The following is a 19,767-nucleotide window of genomic DNA, read 5'->3' as shown; positions in this document are numbered from 1 at the left end:
GCGGCGCGACACTTTCCAAACGCCACCTGAATACGCGTTTGTTGCCGCCTGAAACCTTGGTGCAGCGCGGCATCCACGGCCACCCATGGCGTTCAGACACCGATCGAACAGCGAGAACTGTGACCCACCGACCTTTTCTTTATCTTTCGATATTTGACATTTCGAAAGAAAACGAAGAAGGTGCGGTCGCCCAACAGGAATTGCGAATGGACGCTTCTCTGCTCCCTGATTTGCCCACGTGGCAGCGCCTCGGTGGCGCCTATACCGCCGAAGAAATCGCCCAGCAGCCCCGCGTGTGGGCCGCGCTGGCCAGCCTGCTGGAGGCTGCGCAGGTACGCATCGATGGCTTCCTCGGGGAGGCCCTGCGCGATCCCAGCCAGTTGGTGATCTTCACCGGTGCCGGCAGCTCGGGCTTCATTGCCGAGATGGTGGCCGACCAGATCAATGCGCAGTGGCCTGCCGAGGTGCGCGCCGTGCATACCACCAGCCTGCTGACCCATCCGGCGCTGTACCTGCGCCGCGACCGCCCGACCCTGCTGGTGTCGTTCGGGCGCAGCGGCTCCAGCCCGGAGAGCGTGGCCGCGGTGGATCTGGTCCGCGACCAGGTGGAGCACGCGCGCTTCGTCGATATCACCTGCAATGCCGAAGGCGAACTCGCCACGCGTGGCCACGGCCGCAGCGATACGTTGTCGCTGCTGATGCCGCCGGCCAGCTGTGATCGCGCCTTCGCCATGACCAGCAGCCTGAGCTGCATGCTGTTGGCCGCGCTGAGTGCGTTCGACAGCGCCCCGTGGGCAACGCGCCTGGAGCGTCTTCGCACGTTGGCCAGCCAGGGCGAGCGTGCGCTGGATGCCTGGGATGGCGCGGTGGCCACCCTCGCCCAGGCGCCGTATTCGCGTGTCATCTATCTCGGCAGCGGTCCCCTCGAAGCGGTTGCCCGCGAGGCCGCGCTGAAGGTGCTCGAACTCACCGCCGGCCGCGTGCTGGCGCTGGCCAATACGCCGCTGGGGTTCCGCCATGGGCCCAAGTCCACCCTCAACGGCGAGACCCTGGTGGTGATGCTGCGCAGCGCGCAGCCGCTGGCCCGCCGTTACGAGCAGGACCTGTTGAACGAACTGCGCCGCGACGGCATCGCCGGACGCGTGCTGTCGATCGGGCCGGAGGATGCGGACCGCGCCGACGGCGACTTCGTCCTCGCCGCACCCGCCTTGCCGGATCCGTGGCTGGCCCCGCTGTGGCTGCTGGTGCCGCAGTGCTATGCGCTGCAGCGTTCGGCCGCGCTCGGCATGACCCCGGACAATCCCTTCCCCGACGGCACGGTCAACCGTGTGGTGCAGGGCGTGACCATCCACCCCCACGGCTGAGCGCGCATGCAGACCTGGTACGGCATCGACATCGGCGGCACCAAGATCGAACTGGTCGCGTGCGACGCCGCGCTGGGGGTCCATCACCGCCAACGCGTGGCGACGCCGACCCGCGACTACGCCGCGTTCCTGCAGGCGATCGTCGATCTGGTCGAGGCGGCAGACGCCGCACTCGGCCAGCGCGGCCTGGGGGTCGGCATCGGCCTGCCCGGCGTGCGCGACCGCGTCAGCGGCCGCCAGCTCAGTGCCAACGTGCCCAGCCTGACCGGTCAGACGGTCGGTGCGGACCTGCAGGCACGCCTGCAGCGCCCGTTGGAGCTGGGCAATGACCTGCAGTGTTTTGCCTTGTCCGAAGCCCATGACGGCGCCGCCGCAGGCTACCCCAGCATGTTCGGGGCGATCCTCGGCACGGGGGCGGGCGGTGGCTTCTGCGTCGGCGGCCGGCTGATCGCCGGGCACAACGGCATCGCCGGCGAGTGGGGCCACTGGAGCCTGCCCGCCACGCTGCAGCAGCGCCACGACCTGCCGGTGCTGGACTGTGGCTGCGGCCTGCGCGGCTGCCTGGAGCGTTACGTGTCCGGCAGCGGCCTGGCGATGATCCATGAACGCCGCGGTGGCGACGCGCTGGATGCCGCCGAGGTGGTCGCACGCGCGCAGGCCGGCGATGCCATCGCGCAGCAGGCGCTGGTCATCCACCGCGATCTACTGGGCTACAGCTTCGCCAGCTTGATCCTCGCGCTGGACCCACACGTGATCGTGCTCGGCGGCGGGCTGTCCAAACTGGAGCAGCTGTACCGCGATCTGCCGGCCGCGATCGCGCCCTACCTGTTCGACGGCATACGCGTGCCGCCGATCCTGCCGCCCACCTTCGGCGATGCCGGCGGTGCGCGGGGCGCCGCCCTGCTCGCGCGCCAGCACCCTCCCTCCCCCTGAACACCGTTGTTACTGGAGTTGCCATGTCCGCCGTCCAATCGTTGATCGCCGCCCATCGCCAGGGCCACCCCGTCGGGCTGTACAGCGTGTGCTGCAGCAACGCGCAGGTGCTGCTGGCGGCGATGCAGGTCGCGCAGCGTTACGACACCCTGCTGCTGATCGAGGCAACCTCCAACCAGGTCGATCAGTTCGGCGGTTACACCGGCATGACCCCGCCGCAGTACCGCGACTACGTGCTGCAGCTGGCGCGCGATGCCGGCTTCCCGGCCGAGCGGCTGGTGCTCGGTGGCGACCACCTCGGTCCCAACGCCTGGCAGAAGGGCCCGGCAGCAACGGCGATGGCGAACGCGCGTGACCTGATCGCCGCCTATGTCGCCGCCGGTTTCCACAAGATCCACCTGGACTGCAGCATGTCCTGCGCCGATGACCCGACCCCGTTGCCGGACGCCATCGTCGCCGCACGCTCGGCCGAACTGGCGCGGATTGCCGAGCGCACGGCCGCCGAGCACGGGCTGCCGCCACCGGTCTACGTGATCGGCACCGAGGTACCGATTCCCGGCGGTGAAGCCTCGCTGGCCGGCGGCCTGCAGGTGACCACGCCGGCGGCCGCAGCGACCACGTTGGCAATTCACCGCGAGGCGTTCTCCGCCCCGGACCTGCTGCCGGCCTGGGAGCGCGTGATCGCGATGGTGGTGCAGCCCGGCGTGGATTTCGACCACAGCAGCGTGCACTACTACGACCCGGCCGCCGCCGCGGAGCTGTCGGCCTTCGTCGAGCAGCAGCCGGGCATCGTGTTCGAAGCACACTCCACCGATTACCAGACCGAAGCCGGCCTGCATGCACTGGTCCGTGATCACTTCGCGATCCTGAAAGTCGGCCCGGCGGCGACCTATGCGTTCCGCGAGGCGGTGTTCGCGCTGGCGATGATCGAGCGCGAACTGCTGCCCGCCGCGCAATGCTCGCATCTGATCGAGGTGCTGGACCGCTGCATGGTCGACAAGCCCGCCAGCTGGCGCAGCTACTACCAGGGCGACGAACACGAACTGCGCCTGCTGCGCGCGTACTCGCTCAGCGACCGCAGCCGCTATTACTGGGGCGAGCCAGCGGTACAGGCGGCGCTGGACACGCTGGTCGCCAATCTCACCGCGCACGCGCCGCCGCAGATGCTGCTCAGCCAGTTCATGCCCGAGCAGCTCAAGGCGATCGAGGCCGGTGAGCTGCAGCCGTCGCCGTTGGCGCTGATCCAGCACAAGGTGGCGCTGCGCCTGGCCGAGTATGCCCGGGCCTGCAATCGCAACCGCTCAGGGGCGGATAACGAAACCCGGCAGGCCAAGGAGCTTTCGGAACGGTAAGCTTCGGCTTTCCCTTTCGAACGGAATCGCCCCCATGCGAAACACACGGCAGCGCCGCCAGCAGATCCTCCAGACCCTGGTCGAGCACGGCAACGTGCAGGTCAGCGAGCTGGTGGCGCGCTTTGCGGTCTCGGCGGTCACCATCCGCGCCGACCTGACCCACATCGAGTCGCAGGGGCTGGCCACGCGCACCCACGGGGGCGCGACGCTGGTACGCACGCCGCCGCAGGAACAGGACATCCACGAAAAGGACGCGCTGAACCTGCCGATGAAGGACCGCATCGGTATCGAGGCGGCCAAGCTGGTGAAGGCCGGCGACAACATCATCATCGACTCCGGCTCGACCACGATGACCCTGGCGCGGCACCTGCGCGGGCATCGCGATGTCACGGTCATGACCAACGGACTCAACATCGCCTGGGAGCTGGCCAACGCGCCCGGCGTGGAGCTGCTGCTCACCGGCGGGCTGCTGCGCAAGCAGTCGCTCTCACTGCATGGCACCCAGGCCGAGGCGAGCCTCAACACCTACAGCTTCGACACGCTGTTCCTGGGCGTGGATGGCCTGGACCTGCAGTTCGGCCTCACCACCCACCATGAGGCCGAAGCCAGCCTCAACCACCGCATGGTCGAGCGCGCGCGCCGCATCGTGGTGCTGACCGACGCCTCCAAGTTCGGCCGGGTCAGCCTGCACCGCATCGCGCGGCTGGACCAGGTCCATACCATCATCACTGACGGCAGCATCGAGCCTGAGTACCTGGAAGGGCTGCAACGGCTGGGCGTCGAAGTGATCATTGCCGAGTCCCCGCCTTGACCGAGTCCCGCTCCCTGCACGGCCGCCTGCTCACCGACACCGGTTGGGTCCGCGGCGATATCCATTTCGACCAGCGCATCACCGCCATCGATACCGCGTACACCGATCCGCGGAATGACGACGAAGTCCCGCTGATCCTGCCCGGCTTCATCGACCTGCATGTGCATGGCGGCGCCGGCGTGGACATCATGCAGGGCGGCACGACCGCGCAGACGGTGGCCCGCGCGCATGCCCGGCACGGCACCACGGCGCTGCTGGGCACCACCATGACCGCGCAGGAAGACGACATCACCCGCGCGCTTGAGGGCCTGTCCACCGCGATCGCCACGCGCGCACCCGGCATGGCCCGCGTGCTCGGTGTGCACCTGGAAGGGCCGTTCATCAGTGCGCAGCGCCTGGGCGCCCAGCCACCGCTGGTGGTCGAGGCGACGCTGGCCGACGTGCAGCGCCTGCATGCGATCGCCCCGATCAAGGTACTCACCCTCGCCCCGGAAATCGGCCAGCACCTGGCGCTGATTCCCGCGCTGAGCGCGCTCGGCATCCGCGTACAGCTCGGCCACAGCGCCGGCAGCTATGAGGACGGCGTGGCCGCATTGAACGCCGGTGCGGCCGGCTTCACCCACCTGTTCAACGGCATGACCGGCGTGGATCACTACCAACCCGGCATCGCCACCGCCGCGCTCGCGCATGCGCAGTACGCTGAACTCATTCCCGATCTGCAGCACGTGCATCCCGGCGCGATACGCACCGCGCTGCGCGCGATCCCGCGCCTGTACTGCGTCACCGATGCGACCGCGGCGACTGGCATGCCCGATGGCGAATACGCGCTTGGCGTACAGCGCGTGCACAAATGCCTGGGCTGCGTGCGGCTGTCGAGCGGCTCGCTGGCCGGCAGTGCGCTGACCATGGACCAGGCGCTGCGCAATCTGGTCTCGCTCGGCCTGGACATCGCCGATGCCTCCCACCGCCTGTCGCGCTACCCGGCCGATTACCTCGGCATCGACGACCGTGGCCGCATCGCGACCGGTGCCTGGGCAGACCTTGTGGTGCTCGATCACGACCTGCGCGTGCGCGGCGTGGTGGTGGAAGGCGATGACATCGCGCTCGACTGAGCGTTGACTCCCCGCGCCGCCATGGCGCACGCACTTGCAGACAGGACCGGCACGATGAACGATGTTTCCGCAGCCATGCCCGTGCACGCAGGCGCCTCCGCGCCACGCTGGCCGGTACGCTATCTGTTGTTCATCGGCGGCATGGGGGGGCTGCTCTACGGCATCGACATCGGCATCATCGCCGGTGCCCTGCCCTATCTGGAGGCCACCGCCACCGCGAGCTGGCACCTGACCAGCCAGCAGTTGGGCTTCGTGGTCGCCGCGGTGCTGCTCGGCAGTGTGCTGTCTTCACTGTTCGCCGGGATGGTCGCCGACCTGATCGGCCGCCGTGGCGCGATGCTGCTGGCCGGCGTGCTGTTCACCGCCAGCATTCCGGTGATGGCCCTGTCCGATGGCTATGGCGCGCTGTTGATGGGGCGCCTGCTGCAGGGCATCAGTGGCGGGCTGATCGGCGTGGTGGTACCGCTGTATCTGGCCGAAGTGCTCAGCCCGGAACGACGTGGGCGTGGCGCGGCGATGTTCCAGCTGCTGCTGACCATCGGCCTGGTGCTGGCCGCGGTGATCGGGCTGTACCACGCGCATGCCGTGGATGCCGCGACCGCCGCCGTGCGCCATCTACCCGGTGCGGAGCAGCAGCGCCTGCTGTTCGACGTCAAGGATCACGCCTGGCGCACCATTTTCTGGAGCTGCCTGCTGCCCGGGCTGGTGTTCACCGGGGGCGTGTTGCTGATCAGTGAATCCCCGCGCTGGCTGGTGCGCCGTGGCCGCATCGACAAGGCGCGCCGTGCCCTGCAGCGTACCGTCGCCGCGGGCGAGGTGGAGCCGACCCTGCAGCGCATGCGGGCGCCGGACGAGCTCCAGATCGGCCGCAACGGCAAGCGCGACCCGCTGCTCAGCCGCCGCTACGTGTGGCCGTTCGTGCTGGCCTGCCTGGTGCTGGCCTTCACCCAGGCCACCGGCATCAACTCGGTGCTGGCCTACGCCGTCAACATCCTCAACCAGGCCGGCCTGCCCGGCTCGGTGGCCAACGGCGCCGATGTGGCGATCAAGCTGCTCAACGCGGTGATGACCGTGGTCGCGCTGGTACTGGTGGACCGCAAAGGCCGCAAGTTCCTGTTGATGCTTGGCAGTGGCGGCATCACGCTGTCGCTGCTGGCCGCTGCACTGTTGTTCGTGCAGAGCGAGCGTGGGCGGCTGGACGTGCACGCCACGCTTCAGCAACAGGTGAGCGGCACCACCCTGTCGCTGCCGCTGGATGCCGCGCAATGGCAGCGGCTGGATGGCAACGCCGGCGCCGCGCCGCAGCAGCTGACCGTGTCGTATGCCTACGGCGGCTTCAGCAACGTGCGCTCACTACGCAGCGACAACCCGATCGACGCCACGCTGCAGATCCGTCGCGAAGACGCGGTGTCGGCCGACAGCGTGATCGGCCGTTTCTTCCGCACGCTGCATCTCAACCCGTTCCCGGACCCGGCGCAGGCCGCCAACGCGCCGCTGGTGATCGAACGTGCGGTGATCGGCCCGGTGCCCTCGCCCACCCACGGCTGGCTGGTCGCCGGCTGCATTCTGCTGTTCGTCGCGTTCTTCGCGGTGGGCCCGGGCGTGTGCGTGTGGCTGGCGCTGTCCGAGCTGATGCCGACCCGCATCCGCTCCAACGGCATGAGCATCGCCCTGCTGATCAACCAGTTCGTCTCCACCGTGATCGCCGCGATCTTCCTGCCCACGGTCGGCCATCATGGTTACGCCAGCATGTTCTTCTTCTGGGCCGGCTGTACGTTGCTGTACTTCCTGATCGCCGCGTTCTGGCTGCCGGAGACCAAGGGCAAATCGCTGGAGCAGATCGAGGCGAATTTCCGCTGAACGGTCCGCAGCCCGACTTGGGGCTCAGGGAGCCTTGCCCGTGATCTCCGTATACAGCCGGTGCGCTTCTTCCGTACTGTCCAGCCCGCTCACCTGCATGGTCTGGGCGAAGGGGCCGGCAATGACGGCGACATTGAGGACCTGATCGCCGACAGTAAACGCCACACGCTTGGCGACGCGCGCTTCGGTCGCCGCAAGGATGCGTGGTGCCGCGTCATCCGTGAAGCGCAGGATCAGGGTCCCGTGGCCGGTGTGGCCGTCGCTGCCCACGGCCACCGTGGCGATGTCGGCCGTGGTGATGAAGGCCGGCTCGATCAAGGGCAGCGCGTTGCCGTCGCGGTCCTTGAGCGTGGTGACGCCGGGGCGTTGGGCATCCTCGGCCACCTCCCGCATCTGGATGCGTGCGTTCGCCAACGGTGCGACGCCCGCCGGCGTCTCGGGCGCGGCGGGTGCAGGCGGCGCCTGGGTGCAGGCGCTGAGGCCGGACGCCAGCGCCATCATGACGATCAACAGGGTGCTGCGCATGCGTATCTCTCCATCAGGAAGGACACGAGTATCGCCGCTGCGCGTGCTCAGCGCAGGCGGCGGATGCGCCAGGCGACCACGATCTGCAGCACGCCGTAGAGCAGGCTGCCGATGCCGATCCACAGCGTGGTGACGGCAATGCCTGCAATCGGGTTGGCCACCATCATCGCGCCGAGCACGATCGCCAGCACGCCGCTGAGGATCAGCAGCCACTCGCCCTGGATTTCCTTGCGCACCCGGATCGCGAACACGATGCGGTAGATACCGGCGACGATCAGCCAGGCGGCCAGCAACAGGATCAGCACACTGGCCGTGGCCAGCGGGTTGAGCACGGCCAGCACACCGAATACCACCGAGGCCAGCGCGTAGACCAGCAGCCACCCGCGCGGCACGCCACTGCGGCCGAACAGCGCGAACAGGCTGATCAGGCCTTCCACCAGCGCCATCACGCCGATCGCCCAGGCCAGTGCGGTGGCGGCCGAGAGCGGCCGTGCGATCGCGACCAGACCGAAGACAACGGCGACCACGCCGTACAGCATCAGCACCCACCAGCTGCGGCCGATGGCAGTGAGAAGCGGCGAGGTGCGCGGATCCGGCGGCAGGTTCATGGGACGTCCTTGCGAGGGTGATGACACCCCGATGGTACGTCCTCGCAGCGTGCAAGGCGCGGCAACGGCGCTCACGGCACGCGCGCACAGACCCAGACCTGCATCGGGCCGGCACCGGCGTACTGCAGCGCGCGCAGCGCGGCATCGGTGGTTGCCCCGGTGGTCATTACATCGTCGACGATGGTCAGCCCGGCGGGCGGGTGGCCGCGTACCGCGAACGCATCGCGCAGGTTGCAGCGCCGGGCATCCGCATCCAGGTTCGATTGCGCCGCGGTCTCGCGGGTCCGTTGCAGCCCGTTCCAGAGCGGGCAGCACAGCCCGCGCGCCAGCGGCTTGCTCAGTTCCAGCGCCTGGTTGTAACCGCGCTGGCGCAACCGGCGGCGGTGCAGCGGCATCGGCTGCAGCGGCCCGGCCAGAAACGGCGGCACGCGCTGCAGCATCAGTTGTGACAGCAGCCGGCCGGCGGCCAGGTCCTGGTGGAATTTGAACCGGATCAGCAACCGGTCGATCGGCGGCGCATACAGGAACGCGGCACTGGCCGCCGCCTGGCGGGGATACTCGTCCACGCAGCGCTCGCAGTGGTCCCCCGCTGCGTCACCGGGATCGGTCGCCGCCAACGGCAGGGCGCAGCGACGGCAGGCGCGGTCGTTCCACGGTAGCGCCTGATGGCAAGCGCGGCACAGATCCATCCCGTCCTCGCCCGGGCACTCGCAGACCAGGCAGCGCAGCGGGAGGATGTGCCAGCCGAGCCAGCCCAGGGCGCCGTAAACTTTTGATAAGTCCATGTGGTTGACAGATGGGGGCGGCCTCACCAGACTGCCGCCCTTTCGTTCCACTATCTGTCAGGACACTCCCATGGCTTCTGTCATCCGACACGACTGGCACCGCGAGGAACTGCTGGCGCTGTTCGCGCTGCCGTTCCCGGCGCTGCTGCACCGCGCGGCCAGCGTGCACCGCGAGCAGTTCGATCCGGCGGAAGTCCAGATTTCGACCCTGCTCTCGGTCAAGACCGGCGGCTGCCCGGAAGACTGCGCGTACTGCCCGCAGGCGCAGCGCTACAGCACCGGGGTGGACGCACAGAAGCTGATGGCCACCGACGATGTCGTCGCCAAGGCCCGCCAGGCCAAGGCCGCCGGCGCCTCCCGGTTCTGCATGGGTGCGGCCTGGCGCTCGCCCAAGGACCGCGATATCCCCAAGGTGGCGGCGATGATCCGCGAGGTGAAGGCACTCGGCCTGGAGACCTGCGCCACCTTGGGCATGCTCAGCGGCGCGCAGGCCACCGCCCTGCGCGAGGCCGGGCTGGACTACTACAACCACAACCTGGACACCGCGCCGGACTACTACGATTCGATCATCCACACGCGCCAGTACCAGGACCGCCTGGACACGCTGGCGCACGTGCGCGATGCCGGCCTGAAGACCTGCTGTGGTGGCATCGTCGGCATGGGCGAGACCCGCGAGCACCGCGCCGGCCTGCTGCTGGCGCTGGCCACCCTGCCCGCCCACCCGGATTCGGTGCCGATCAACCGCCTGGTACAGGTCGCCGGCACGCCGCTGCATGGCACCGCCGAGCTGGACCCCTTCGAGTTCGTGCGGATGATCGCGGTGGCCCGCATCGTGATGCCACGTGCAATGGTGCGGCTCTCGGCCGGACGCGAGGCGATGAGCGACGAGCTGCAGGCGCTGTGCTTCCTGGCCGGGGCCAACTCCATCTTCCATGGCGAAAAGCTGCTGACCACCGGCAACCCGGACACCGGGCGCGACCTGGCCCTGTTCGCGCGGCTGGGCCTGCGCCCGATGCCGGTCACGGTGGATGCCGACGGGCACGACCACCCGGGCACGGTGCACGCCGACATCACCGCCGGCGGCGGCTGCGGGCGGGCGGCCTGAGCCCCGAGCAGCGGGCCCGGCAACCGGGTACGCTAACGGCCCACCCGGACCCCCTGACGACCATGGCCCGTCCTGACCTGCACGACCGCATCCAGGCCCTGCGCAAGCTCCGCGACGCGCAGGGGCGCCTTCGCGTGCGCCGCGTGGTGAGCCGGCGCGATGGCGTGCGGCTGGACGTCGATGGCCAGTGGCTCACCGGTTTCTGCAGCAATGACTATCTGGGTCTGTCGCAGCAGTTCGGCGTGGTCAGCGCACTGCAGGATGCGGCCGCGCGCGAAGGCACCGGCGCCACCGGATCGCACCTGATCTGCGGCCACCACGTGCTGCATGAAGCGCTTGAACAGGAAATGGCCGATTGGCTCGGCTATCCGCGGGCGCTGCTGTTCGGCAGTGGCTTCGCGGCGAACCTCGCGGTGCAGCAGGCCCTGCTCAGCGAAGAAGACGATGTGTGCGTACAGGACCGCCTCAACCACGCCAGCCTGCTCGATGCATCGCGCCTGGCCGGTTGCCGCCTGCGCCGCTACCCGCATCTGGATACCGAAGGCGCGCTGCGTCAGCTCAAGCACGCGCCCAGCGGCGCGGCGATGCTGGCCACCGACGGCGTGTTCAGCATGGACGGCGACATTGCCCCGCTGCGTTCCCTGTCGTTGGTGGCGCGCATGCAGGAAGCGCTGCTGTACGTCGATGACGCGCACGGCATCGGTGTGGTCGGCGAACACGGCCGCGGCTGCGTGGCCGATGCGGGCCTGGGCGTGAACGATGTGCCGCTGCAGCTGGCCACGCTCGGCAAGGCGCTCGGCGGCAGCGGCGCGGTCGTGCTCGGCGACGAGGCGATGATCCAGCACCTGGCCGAAACCGCGCGCCCCTACATCTACACCACCGCCGTGCCGCCGGCGCAGGCGGCCGCCGCCCTGGCCGCGGTGAAGCTGGCCCGCCGCGATGACTGGCGCCGCGAAAAGCTCACCGAACTGATTGGCATCTTCCGCACCGGCGCCCGCCAGCACGGCCTGGAACTGATGCCATCGGATACCCCGATCCAACCCCTGCTGTGCGGCGCCGAATCGACGGTGATGGGCATGTCGGCCGCGCTGGAAGCCGCCGGTTTCCTGGTCAGCGCGATCCGTCCGCCCACCGTACCGGAGGGCAAGGCGCGCCTGCGGGTGACCCTGTCCGCCCTGCACACACCTGCCGAGGTGCGCGCACTGGTCGATGCGATCGCGCACGCCCGCGACACTGTGGTGCAGCCGCCATCGCTGACTGCCGTGACCGCGTGACAGCGCTGGGTTGAGCATGCAGATCGATGTCATCGGCCAGGGCCCCGCGCTGGTCCTCATCCACGGCTGGGCCCTGCACGGCGGCGTGTTCGCACCGTTGGTGGACCGCCTGTCGGCGCACTTCCAGCTGCACCTGGTGGATCTGCCCGGCCACGGCGCCAGCCGCGCTGACACCACGCCGCTGCGCCTGCCGTACGTGGTCAATGCCATCGCCGCCGCCACGCCGCCGGCGGTCTGGTGCGGCTGGTCGCTAGGGGGTCTGTTCGCGCTGCATGCTGCCGCGACCCTGCCCCAGGTGCGTGCGCTGGCGATGATCGCCGCCACGCCGCGTTTCGTGCGCGGCGACGACTGGCCGCATGCGGTGGAGCCGGCGGTGTTCGAACAGTTCGGTCAGGACCTCGCGCAGGATTATCGCGGCACGCTGGAGCGCTTCCTCGCGCTGGATGCGATGGGCTCCGAACACGCCCGGCAGGAACTGCGCACGCTGCGCGGGATGCTCGTCGCGCGCGGTGAGCCCACCCCACGCGCATTGCAGGAAGGCCTGCACCTGCTGGAGAACACCGATCTGCGCGGCGCCCTGGCCCAGCTGGGCAAGCCCAGCCTGTGGCTGGCCGGCCAGCGCGACCGGCTGGTCTCGGCGCGCGCCATGCAGGCTGCCGCCGCGCTGGCGCCGGGCGCGCAGGCGCATGTGATCGCCCAGGGCGGGCATGCCCCTTTTCTCGGCCATACCGACGAGGTGGCCGCGCAGCTGCAACACTTTGTTGCCGCGCTGTCTTGACCTGTTCCGGCCGCGCATCGCCGATCATGTACGCCTGCCTTTCTCCACAGGACTGACCCCATGGATCTTGGAATCGCCGGCCGTTGGGCCCTGGTCTGCGCCGCCAGCAAAGGCCTCGGGCTGGGCTGTGCACGCGCACTCGCCCGCGAGGGCGTCAACGTGGTCATCGCCGCGCGCGGTGAAGCGGCCCTGGAACGCGCCGTGCTCGAACTGCAGGGCCTGCCGGGCGCACGCAGGGTGATCGGCGTGGTTGCCGACATAACCACGCCGGAAGGCCGTACCGCCGCGCTGGCCGCCTGCCCGCAGGTCGACATCCTGGTCAACAACGCGGGGGGCCCGCCGGCGGGCGATTTCCGCCAGTTCACCCGCGGGGACTGGATTGCCGCACTGGATGCCAACATGCTGGCCCCGATCGAGCTGATCCGCACCACGGTGGATGGCATGATCGAGCGTGGTTTCGGCCGCGTGGTCAACATCACCTCCTCCTCGGTGAAGGCCCCCATCGACATCCTCGGGCTGTCCAACGGCGCGCGCTCCGGCCTGACCGGGTTCGTGGCCGGGCTGGCACGCAAGACCGTCGCCCACAACGTCACCCTCAACAATCTGCTGCCGGGCCAGTTCGATACCGATCGCCTGCGCGGCAACTTCGCGTACCTGGCGCAGCAGCAGGGCATCGATGCCGGCCAGCTTGCCGAGCGCAAACGCACGCATATTCCCGCCGGCCGCTTCGGCACCGCCGATGAGTTCGGTGCCGCCTGCGCCTTCCTGTGCAGCGCACAGGCCGGCTACATCACCGGGCAGAACCTGCTGATCGATGGCGGCGCCTACCCGGGCACCTTCTGAGTCCACCGCACCGCCGTTTTGAGCCGTGAGTACCCCATGACGTCCAGCTTCGATCCCCATCACGTCCGCCGCGCCTTCTCGCGCGCCGCCAGCAGTTACGACGCCGCCGCGGCACTGCAGCGCGAGGTGGAAAAGCGCCTGCTCGAATCGCTGGATTACCTGGAAAACCGCCAGCCGCAGGTGGTGCTCGATGTCGGCAGCGGCACCGGCCATGCCAGCGCTGTGATGAAGAAGCGCTGGCCGAAGGCCCAGGTGATCGCGCTGGATCTGGCCCAGCCGATGCTGCGCGAGGCGAAGAAGCAGGCGGGCTGGTGGAAGCCGTTCTCGCGCGTGTGCGGCGATGCGCAGGCGCTGCCGGTGCTGGACCAGAGCGTGGATGTGATCTTCAGCAACCTGTGCCTGCAGTGGGTGGAGGATCTGCCGGCGGTGTTCGCCGGGTTCCGCCGCGCGCTCAAGCCCGGGGGCCTGCTGCTGGTCTCCACGTTCGGGCCGGAGACCCTGATCGAACTGCGCGATGCGTTCGCCGCCGCCGACGAGGTGCCGCATGTCAGCCGTTTCGCACCGATCGCACAGTTCGGCGATGCGCTGATGATGTCCGGCTTCCGCGATCCGGTGCTGGACCGCGACCTGTTCACCCTGACCTACGACGACCTGACCGCACTGATGCGTGAGCTGCAGGCGATCGGCGCCACCAACGCGCGCCAGGACCGCCGCCACACCCTGACCGGGCGCGGGCGCTTCGATGCCGCGCGGGCGGCCTACGAGCCGCTGCGGCGCGAAGACGGCACGCTGCCCAGCAGCTGGGAAGTGATCTACGCACACGCCTGGGCGCCGGAAGGCGGCGCGCCGATCCGCGAGCGCGGGCACGATGTTGCCACGGTGCCGGTCTCGGCGATTCCGATCCGCCGCAAAACGCCCTGAGCCGACCCGCCGACCGATGGTCGGCTGTCCGTATGGTGGCTCGGTGGTCCGGCCGACCAACGGTCGGCTCTACGACGGGAACAGATCGCGATGGAAGAAGTAGATTTCCTGCGCCAGGAACCGCCAGCTGGTGTGGAAGCTGCGGAAGCGCGTGCTCGGCGTGGACGAGGCCAGCGCATCGATGCCCAGCTCGCGGCACAGGCGCAGCGCGCGGGCCATGTGCAGCGGGTCGCTGACGATGATCACGCGGTGCAGCTTGCGCTGATCCATCAAGCGCCGCGCCTCGATCAGGTTCTGCCGCGTGGTGCGTGAGGCGGTCTCGATCAGGATCGCATCGTCGGGCACGCCCTGCTTGAGCGCATAGCGGCGCGCCACCTGCGATTCGGAAAAGCGCGCGCCGGTGCCGCCGTAGCCACCGGTGAAGATCAGCAGCGGCGCATAGCCCTGCTGGTACAGGTCCAACCCGTGCCGGATGCGCTCTTCGAACACCGGCGACGGCTTGGCGTCATAGGCCGCCGCGCCGAGCACGATGATCGCATCGGCTTTCTGCGCCTGGTCGCGCTCGCCGATCCAGACGATCCACGCGGTGACCCCGAGCAGCCACACCGCCAGCACGATGCACAGCCGCCACAGCCACCCGAACACACCCACCCGCGTGCGCCGGCTCATGCCGCGCCCCACGGCAGGGCATCCAGATCGACATTGCCACCGGACAGCACCACGCCGACCCGTTTGCCGGCAAAGCGCGCCGGTTCGGCGAGGATCGCCGCCAGGGCGATGGCCGAGGACGGTTCCACCACCTGCTTGAGCACCTGCCAGATCTGCCGCATTGCGGCGACGGTGGCCTCATCGGCGACGGTGATGACCTGCGCCGCGCCCTGCAGCAGGGCGAAGTTGGGCGCGCCGAGCGTCCCGCGCAGGCCATCGCAGACGGTGTCGGGGGTGAAGTCGATGCGGCGCTCGCCAGCCGCCAGCGAGCGTGCGGTATCGGCCGCGCCCAGCGGTTCGGCCAGAACCAGCCCGGTTGCCGGGGCGACCGCCTGCAGCGCCAGCCGCGTGCCCGAGGCCAGGCCGCCGCCGCCCACCGGCACCACCATCATGTCCAGGCCCTCGCTGGCGTGCAGCAGCTCCAGCGCCGCCGTGCCCTGGCCGGCGATCACCTGCGGGTCGGTATACGGATGCACCAGGGTCGCCCCGGTTTCGGCCTGGACCTGGGCGCACATCGCTTCGCGCGCGGCGATCGAGGCATCGCAGCGCCACAGCGTCGCCCCGTGACGGCCGATGTTGGCCAGCTTGGCGGCCACCGCGCCCTCGGGCACGACCACGTGGCAGGCGATGCCGCGGGTGCGCGCAGCCAGCGCCAACGCCGCGCCATGGTTGCCGGAGGAGTGGGTGACCACCCCGCGCCGGGCCTGCGCCTCCTCCAGCGCCCAGACGGCATTGCAGGCACCGCGGAACTTGAACGCCCCGCTGCGCTGCAGATGCTCGGCCTTGAAGAACACGGTGGCGCCGGTCATCGCATCCAGCGTGCGCGAGCGCAGTACCGGCGTCACGCAGGCGTGCACGGCAATGCGCGCCGCCGCCGCCAGCACGTCGTCAACACAGGGCAAGGGTGAATCGCTCATGACGCAAGATTAACGTATGCCCCATGCCCACACCCGTCCGGATGAACGTGTCAGCATGGCAACCATTCATTCGGATCGGGCTGAGTTAAGGGCCGATTCAATGCCCTGGGCTGAAGCTGGCCCTACAGCCCTTTGGGGGGACCCCATCATGAAAATGCGCCTTGTTCTTGCCGGTGGCCTGTTATTGGCCCTGTCCGGCTGCGCGACGTACGACTATGTCGGCGGTGGCGGCGGCAATGGCTACTACCACGGCGCACCCTCGGTCGAGTATCGCTACCCGGCCGGCTATCCCTACGGCTACGGCAGCGGCTATTACGGCGGCGGTGGCTATTACGGCTACGGCGGGTATGGCGGTGGTTACGGCTATCCGGTGTATCGCCCGTACCCGAACTATCGCCCGCCGCACAATCATCGGCCGCCGCCGCGCCCCGGCAACGGCAACGGCAACCCCACCTGTCCGCCGGATCGCCCGCGTCCGAACAACGGCGGCTCGCCGTGGCGGAACATGGATTCGATGGGTGCCCCGCGCCGCCCGCAGCAGCAGCAACAGCAGCGCCCGTCGCCACCGCCCCAGGCACGCCCGGCCCAGGCCCCGCGTCCGTCTGCGCCGAGGATGAACGGTTCCCCGTGGCGGAATCTCAACAATGCGAACCAACGCACAGTTGAGCCGTGAGATGGCTTGATTTTCACGCGCCCGGCAGTTCACTCTAGTCGGGCAGTGACAGTGACGGTCACAAAGTGCCAAAAGCGACAAGTGACGTCACATTCGGCTCTATGTCGATATCCGCCAGGAACATCTGGATCCCCCCTGTTCCGGCCCTGTCGGATGTCGGCACCTACAACGCAGAAGGCCCCGCCAATGGCGGGGCCTTTTGTATCTGGCGCCCAGCCAGCCGCCGCGCGCCGGCAAAAAAACAGGGCCGGCAGTCCCCCGACTACCGGCCCCTCTGCTTCCCCACGATGCGCTTGGACCGGCCCCTGTTCCAATTCCGGTCCGTTACGCACAAGGCGCATGCCATCCTGGGTGCTATTGGGTTATCTGCAGAAAACGTGCCAACTTGAGGGTGGATTTCATCGCCCCCGACGAATGGCGCTAAAATCGCCACCCGCGCCCTGCCTCCAGGGCTGACCCTGGGCCGCCCGGCCCCGTCCCGAGTTCCTCCCGCCAATGACTGACTCCTTCTATCGCTACGACGTCATCGTCATCGGCGGCGGCCACGCCGGCACCGAAGCGGCGCTGGCGGCCGCGCGCAGTGGCGCGCGCACCCTGCTGTTGACCCACAACGTGGAAACCATCGGCGCGATGAGCTGCAACCCGGCCATCGGCGGGATCGGCAAGGGCCATCTGGTCAAGGAGATCGATGCCCTGGGCGGCGCGATGGCGCATGCCGCCGACCGCGCCGGCATCCAGTGGCGCACGCTCAATGCCTCCAAGGGCCCGGCCGTGCGCGCCACGCGCTGCCAGGCCGACCGCAATCTCTACCGGATGGCGATCCGCCAGATCGTCGAAGCCCAGCCCAACCTGACCGTCTTCCAGGCGGCGGTGGATGACCTGATCATCGAAGGCGATGCCGTGCGCGGTGCGATCACCCAGACCGGCCTGCGCTTCAGCGCGGCCGCCGTGGTGCTGACCGCCGGCACCTTCCTGGCCGGCAAGATCCACGTGGGTGAGACCCAGTACGCCGCCGGCCGCATGGGCGACCCGCCGGCGACCACGCTGGCCGCGCGCCTGCGCGAGCGTCCGTTCGTGATCGACCGCCTCAAGACCGGCACCCCGCCGCGTATCGATGGCCGCTCGCTGGACTACAGCCTCATGGAGGAACAGCCCGGCGACGATCCGCGCCCGGTGATGTCCTTCCTCGGCAGCGTGGCCGAGCACCCGGCGCAGGTCAGCTGCTGGATCACCCACACCAGCGAGCGCACCCACGAGATCATCCGCAATGCGCTGCACCGCTCGCCGCTGTACAGCGGCCAGATCGAAGGCATCGGCCCGCGTTACTGCCCCTCCATCGAGGACAAGGTGGTGCGCTTCGCCGAAAAGGCCAGCCACCAGATCTTCGTCGAGCCTGAAGGGCTGGACGTGGTCGAGATCTATCCCAACGGCATCTCCACCTCGCTGCCCTTCGATGTGCAGCTGGAGCTGGTGCGCAGCATGCGCGGCTTCGAGAACGCGCACATCACCCGCCCCGGCTACGCGATCGAATACGACTTCTTCGATCCGCGCGGGCTGAAGAACACGCTGGAGACCAAGACCGTCAGCGGCCTGTTCTTTGCGGGCCAGATCAACGGCACCACCGGCTATGAAGAAGCCGCCGCGCAGGGCCTGCTGGCCGGGCTCAATGCCGCGCGCTACACCCGCGACGATGCCGGCTGGTGCCCGCGCCGCGACGAGGCGTACCTGGGCGTGCTGGTCGACGATCTGATCACCCACGGCACCAACGAGCCGTATCGCATGTTCACCAGCCGCGCCGAGTACCGGCTGCAGCTGCGCGAGGACAACGCCGATGTGCGCCTGACCGGCCTGGGCCGCGAGCTGGGCCTGGTCGACGACCGCCGCTGGGCGGCCTTCCAGACCAAGCAGGACGCCGTGACGCAGGAAACCGCACGGCTGCGTGCACTGTGGGCCACGCCGGGCAACGCGCTGGGCCGCGAGGTGGAAGCTGCGCTGGGGGTGGCGGTCAGCCGCGAAACCAACGTGCTGGATCTGATCAAGCGCCCGGAACTGGACTACGCCACGCTCATGCAGGTGCCGTCGCTCGGCCCGGCCGTGGCCGATGCGAAGGTCGCCGAGCAGGTTGAAATCGGGGTGAAGTACGCCGGCTACCTGGACCGCCAGCGCGACGAGATCGAGCGCCAGCAGCGTCACGAGAACACCGCGATCGCGGCCGATTTCGATTACGCCGGCGTACGCGGTCTCTCGGCGGAAGTGCAACAGAAGCTCGAGCGCGTGCGGCCGCAGACCCTCGGCCAGGCCCAGCGCATCCCCGGGATGACCCCGGCGGCGATCTCGCTGCTGCTGGTGCACCTGGAGCGCGCGCGCCGTACCCGCGCCGCGTAACACGGCACCGACCGCCGGTAGAGCCGACCGGTGGTGTACGGACCATCGGCAGGTGGCGGGCGCACCCGCGCTATCATCGGGGGCCGGGACAACGCTGCAGGCGGCGTCCCAGCCCTGCGTTGCCGGAGTTTGCGCATGTCCCCGATCCGCCCCTTCCTCGACACACTGCCGATGCTCGGCGAGCGCGTCTACATCGATCCGGCGTGCACGATCATCGGCGATGTGGTGCTGGGCGATGACGTCTCGGTGTGGCCGGGCACGGTGATCCGCGGCGATGTGAACCACGTGCGGATCGGAGCGCGCAGCAACATCCAGGACGGCACCATCATCCACGTCAGCCACCACAGCCCGTTCAACAAGGGCGGCTACCCGACGATCATCGGTGAGGGCGTCACGGTCGGCCACGGCACCATCATCCATGCCTGCACGATCGGCGATTACTGCCTGATCGGCATGGGCGCCTGCATCCTGGATGGCGCGCAGGTAAGCACGCACGGCTTCCTGGGCGCCGGCGCGGTGCTTGGCCCGGGCAAGGTGGTCGGCGAAGGCGAGCTGTGGCTGGGCAACCCGGCACGGCTGGCGCGCACGCTCAGCGACAAGGAGATCGAGTCGCTGCATTACTCGGCCGATCACTACGTGCGCCTGAAGGACCAGTACCGGGGTTGATTGCGGCCACCCCGCTGGGCATCGGGATCCGTGCGCGGTAAAGTCCTCAGCCGACCAGGAAGCAGTCGAGAACCGCATGCCCCCGCTGGCAGACCGGAGAGGAATCCGGCGTCCCCTGTGGCCTTCCGTACGATCCACCGTGATGCG

Annotated in this window: 19 protein-coding genes; 14 read left to right on the top strand and 5 right to left on the bottom strand. The window is 69.1% G+C overall.

Annotated elements, in window-relative coordinates:
- Positions 1–206: 206 nt before the first annotated feature.
- The 6 genes from ACW6W5_RS00835 to ACW6W5_RS00810 are packed head-to-tail and all read left to right on the top strand — an operon-like array spanning position 207 to position 7,432.
- On the top strand, positions 207–1,364 hold the full coding sequence (locus ACW6W5_RS00835) for an SIS domain-containing protein (protein ID WP_152150845.1): 1,158 nt from the start codon (positions 207–209) through the stop codon (positions 1,362–1,364).
- A 6-nt stretch (positions 1,365–1,370) separates the two neighbouring features.
- The gene (locus ACW6W5_RS00830; RefSeq protein ID WP_152150843.1) at positions 1,371–2,297 is read left to right on the top strand and encodes an ROK family protein; all 927 of its coding nucleotides are present in this window, start codon (positions 1,371–1,373) and stop codon (positions 2,295–2,297) included.
- 23 nt (positions 2,298–2,320) lie between these two features.
- Positions 2,321–3,649 carry a D-tagatose-bisphosphate aldolase, class II, non-catalytic subunit gene (locus ACW6W5_RS00825; RefSeq protein ID WP_152150841.1) on the top strand — a complete coding sequence of 443 codons (1,329 nt, stop codon included), beginning with the start codon at positions 2,321–2,323 and terminating at the stop codon, positions 3,647–3,649.
- A gap of 34 nt (positions 3,650–3,683) precedes the next feature.
- The gene (locus ACW6W5_RS00820; protein WP_121040731.1) at positions 3,684–4,460 is read left to right on the top strand and encodes a DeoR family transcriptional regulator; all 777 of its coding nucleotides are present in this window, start codon (positions 3,684–3,686) and stop codon (positions 4,458–4,460) included.
- Entirely contained in the window at positions 4,457–5,572 is a 1,116-nt protein-coding gene (gene nagA / locus ACW6W5_RS00815) for an N-acetylglucosamine-6-phosphate deacetylase (RefSeq protein ID WP_152150839.1), read from the top strand. Before ACW6W5_RS00820 ends, nagA begins: the two co-directional genes overlap by 4 nt.
- A 54-nt stretch (positions 5,573–5,626) precedes the next feature.
- Positions 5,627–7,432 (top strand): MFS transporter, encoded by a 1,806-nt coding sequence (locus tag ACW6W5_RS00810; protein WP_152150837.1) that lies wholly within the window; start codon positions 5,627–5,629, stop codon positions 7,430–7,432.
- A gap of 24 nt (positions 7,433–7,456) precedes the next feature.
- On the opposite strand, the gene ACW6W5_RS00805 is transcribed toward ACW6W5_RS00810, so the two are convergent.
- The 3 genes from ACW6W5_RS00805 to ACW6W5_RS00795 form a co-directional block, all read right to left on the bottom strand.
- Positions 7,457–7,957, bottom strand: a complete 501-nt coding sequence (locus ACW6W5_RS00805) for a SecDF P1 head subdomain-containing protein (RefSeq protein WP_152150835.1) — start codon at positions 7,955–7,957, stop codon at positions 7,457–7,459.
- A gap of 47 nt (positions 7,958–8,004) precedes the next feature.
- Positions 8,005–8,565, bottom strand: coding sequence for an HdeD family acid-resistance protein (locus ACW6W5_RS00800; protein ID WP_121040739.1), 561 nt, complete (start codon positions 8,563–8,565; stop codon positions 8,005–8,007).
- Positions 8,566–8,636: 71 nt separating this feature from the next.
- Positions 8,637–9,350 carry a ComF family protein gene (locus ACW6W5_RS00795; RefSeq protein ID WP_121040741.1) on the bottom strand — a complete coding sequence of 238 codons (714 nt, stop codon included), beginning with the start codon at positions 9,348–9,350 and terminating at the stop codon, positions 8,637–8,639.
- A gap of 70 nt (positions 9,351–9,420) precedes the next feature.
- Between ACW6W5_RS00795 and bioB the strand changes: the two genes are divergently transcribed.
- From bioB to bioC, 5 genes are all read left to right on the top strand, one after another.
- Positions 9,421–10,455, top strand: a complete 1,035-nt coding sequence (gene bioB / locus ACW6W5_RS00790) for a biotin synthase BioB (protein ID WP_121040743.1) — start codon at positions 9,421–9,423, stop codon at positions 10,453–10,455.
- A gap of 62 nt (positions 10,456–10,517) precedes the next feature.
- The gene (bioF, locus tag ACW6W5_RS00785; protein ID WP_152152180.1) at positions 10,518–11,729 is read left to right on the top strand and encodes an 8-amino-7-oxononanoate synthase; all 1,212 of its coding nucleotides are present in this window, start codon (positions 10,518–10,520) and stop codon (positions 11,727–11,729) included.
- Between the two features lie 16 nt (positions 11,730–11,745).
- Positions 11,746–12,507, top strand: a complete 762-nt coding sequence (gene bioH, locus ACW6W5_RS00780; protein ID WP_152152177.1) for a pimeloyl-ACP methyl ester esterase BioH — start codon at positions 11,746–11,748, stop codon at positions 12,505–12,507.
- 60 nt (positions 12,508–12,567) lie between these two features.
- Entirely contained in the window at positions 12,568–13,350 is a 783-nt protein-coding gene (locus tag ACW6W5_RS00775) for an SDR family oxidoreductase (protein WP_121040749.1), read from the top strand.
- 36 nt (positions 13,351–13,386) lie between these two features.
- Positions 13,387–14,271, top strand: coding sequence for a malonyl-ACP O-methyltransferase BioC (gene bioC / locus ACW6W5_RS00770; protein ID WP_121040751.1), 885 nt, complete (start codon positions 13,387–13,389; stop codon positions 14,269–14,271).
- Between the two features lie 69 nt (positions 14,272–14,340).
- Here the strand turns inward: bioC and ACW6W5_RS00765 are convergent, their stop codons facing one another.
- Positions 14,341–14,952 (bottom strand): YdcF family protein, encoded by a 612-nt coding sequence (locus ACW6W5_RS00765; RefSeq protein ID WP_193222775.1) that lies wholly within the window; start codon positions 14,950–14,952, stop codon positions 14,341–14,343.
- The gene (locus ACW6W5_RS00760) at positions 14,937–15,896 is read right to left on the bottom strand and encodes a pyridoxal-phosphate dependent enzyme (RefSeq protein ID WP_121040755.1); all 960 of its coding nucleotides are present in this window, start codon (positions 15,894–15,896) and stop codon (positions 14,937–14,939) included. The genes ACW6W5_RS00765 and ACW6W5_RS00760 overlap by 16 nt, the downstream gene beginning before the upstream one ends.
- 148 nt (positions 15,897–16,044) lie before the next feature.
- Here ACW6W5_RS00760 and ACW6W5_RS00755 point away from each other — a divergent pair, with 148 nt between their 5' ends.
- The 3 genes from ACW6W5_RS00755 (at position 16,045) to ACW6W5_RS00745 (ending at position 19,620) form a co-directional block, all read left to right on the top strand.
- Positions 16,045–16,569 carry a hypothetical protein gene (locus ACW6W5_RS00755; protein WP_152152175.1) on the top strand — a complete coding sequence of 175 codons (525 nt, stop codon included), beginning with the start codon at positions 16,045–16,047 and terminating at the stop codon, positions 16,567–16,569.
- Positions 16,570–17,064: 495 nt separating this feature from the next.
- Complete coding sequence (mnmG, locus tag ACW6W5_RS00750; protein ID WP_152152173.1) at positions 17,065–18,954, top strand: tRNA uridine-5-carboxymethylaminomethyl(34) synthesis enzyme MnmG; 1,890 nt, start codon at positions 17,065–17,067, stop codon at positions 18,952–18,954.
- 135 nt (positions 18,955–19,089) lie between these two features.
- Positions 19,090–19,620: a gamma carbonic anhydrase family protein gene (locus ACW6W5_RS00745; RefSeq protein WP_121040764.1), complete on the top strand. Its 531-nt coding sequence runs from the start codon at positions 19,090–19,092 to the stop codon at positions 19,618–19,620.
- The last annotated feature ends 147 nt before the right edge of the window (positions 19,621–19,767 follow it).

The sequence above is a fragment of the Stenotrophomonas sp. IS26 genome (genome assembly GCF_054188265.1).
Note: the sequence above shows the minus strand (reverse complement) of the source record. Positions and strands in the feature narration are given on the sequence as shown.

Coding starts and splice junctions, on each gene's coding strand:
- ACW6W5_RS00805 (WP_152150835.1), bottom strand. CDS start 7,957: ATGCGCAGCACCCTGTTGATCGTCATGATGGCGCTGGCGTCCGGCCTC.
- ACW6W5_RS00755 (WP_152152175.1), top strand. CDS start 16,045: ATGAAAATGCGCCTTGTTCTTGCCGGTGGCCTGTTATTGGCCCTGTCC.
- bioH (WP_152152177.1), top strand. CDS start 11,746: ATGCAGATCGATGTCATCGGCCAGGGCCCCGCGCTGGTCCTCATCCAC.
- ACW6W5_RS00810 (WP_152150837.1), top strand. CDS start 5,627: ATGAACGATGTTTCCGCAGCCATGCCCGTGCACGCAGGCGCCTCCGCG.
- ACW6W5_RS00820 (WP_121040731.1), top strand. CDS start 3,684: ATGCGAAACACACGGCAGCGCCGCCAGCAGATCCTCCAGACCCTGGTC.
- mnmG (WP_152152173.1), top strand. CDS start 17,065: ATGACTGACTCCTTCTATCGCTACGACGTCATCGTCATCGGCGGCGGC.
- bioB (WP_121040743.1), top strand. CDS start 9,421: ATGGCTTCTGTCATCCGACACGACTGGCACCGCGAGGAACTGCTGGCG.
- ACW6W5_RS00760 (WP_121040755.1), bottom strand. CDS start 15,896: ATGAGCGATTCACCCTTGCCCTGTGTTGACGACGTGCTGGCGGCGGCG.
- ACW6W5_RS00795 (WP_121040741.1), bottom strand. CDS start 9,350: ATGGACTTATCAAAAGTTTACGGCGCCCTGGGCTGGCTCGGCTGGCAC.
- ACW6W5_RS00745 (WP_121040764.1), top strand. CDS start 19,090: ATGTCCCCGATCCGCCCCTTCCTCGACACACTGCCGATGCTCGGCGAG.
- ACW6W5_RS00835 (WP_152150845.1), top strand. CDS start 207: ATGGACGCTTCTCTGCTCCCTGATTTGCCCACGTGGCAGCGCCTCGGT.
- ACW6W5_RS00825 (WP_152150841.1), top strand. CDS start 2,321: ATGTCCGCCGTCCAATCGTTGATCGCCGCCCATCGCCAGGGCCACCCC.
- ACW6W5_RS00775 (WP_121040749.1), top strand. CDS start 12,568: ATGGATCTTGGAATCGCCGGCCGTTGGGCCCTGGTCTGCGCCGCCAGC.
- ACW6W5_RS00830 (WP_152150843.1), top strand. CDS start 1,371: ATGCAGACCTGGTACGGCATCGACATCGGCGGCACCAAGATCGAACTG.
- bioC (WP_121040751.1), top strand. CDS start 13,387: ATGACGTCCAGCTTCGATCCCCATCACGTCCGCCGCGCCTTCTCGCGC.
- ACW6W5_RS00800 (WP_121040739.1), bottom strand. CDS start 8,565: ATGAACCTGCCGCCGGATCCGCGCACCTCGCCGCTTCTCACTGCCATC.
- bioF (WP_152152180.1), top strand. CDS start 10,518: ATGGCCCGTCCTGACCTGCACGACCGCATCCAGGCCCTGCGCAAGCTC.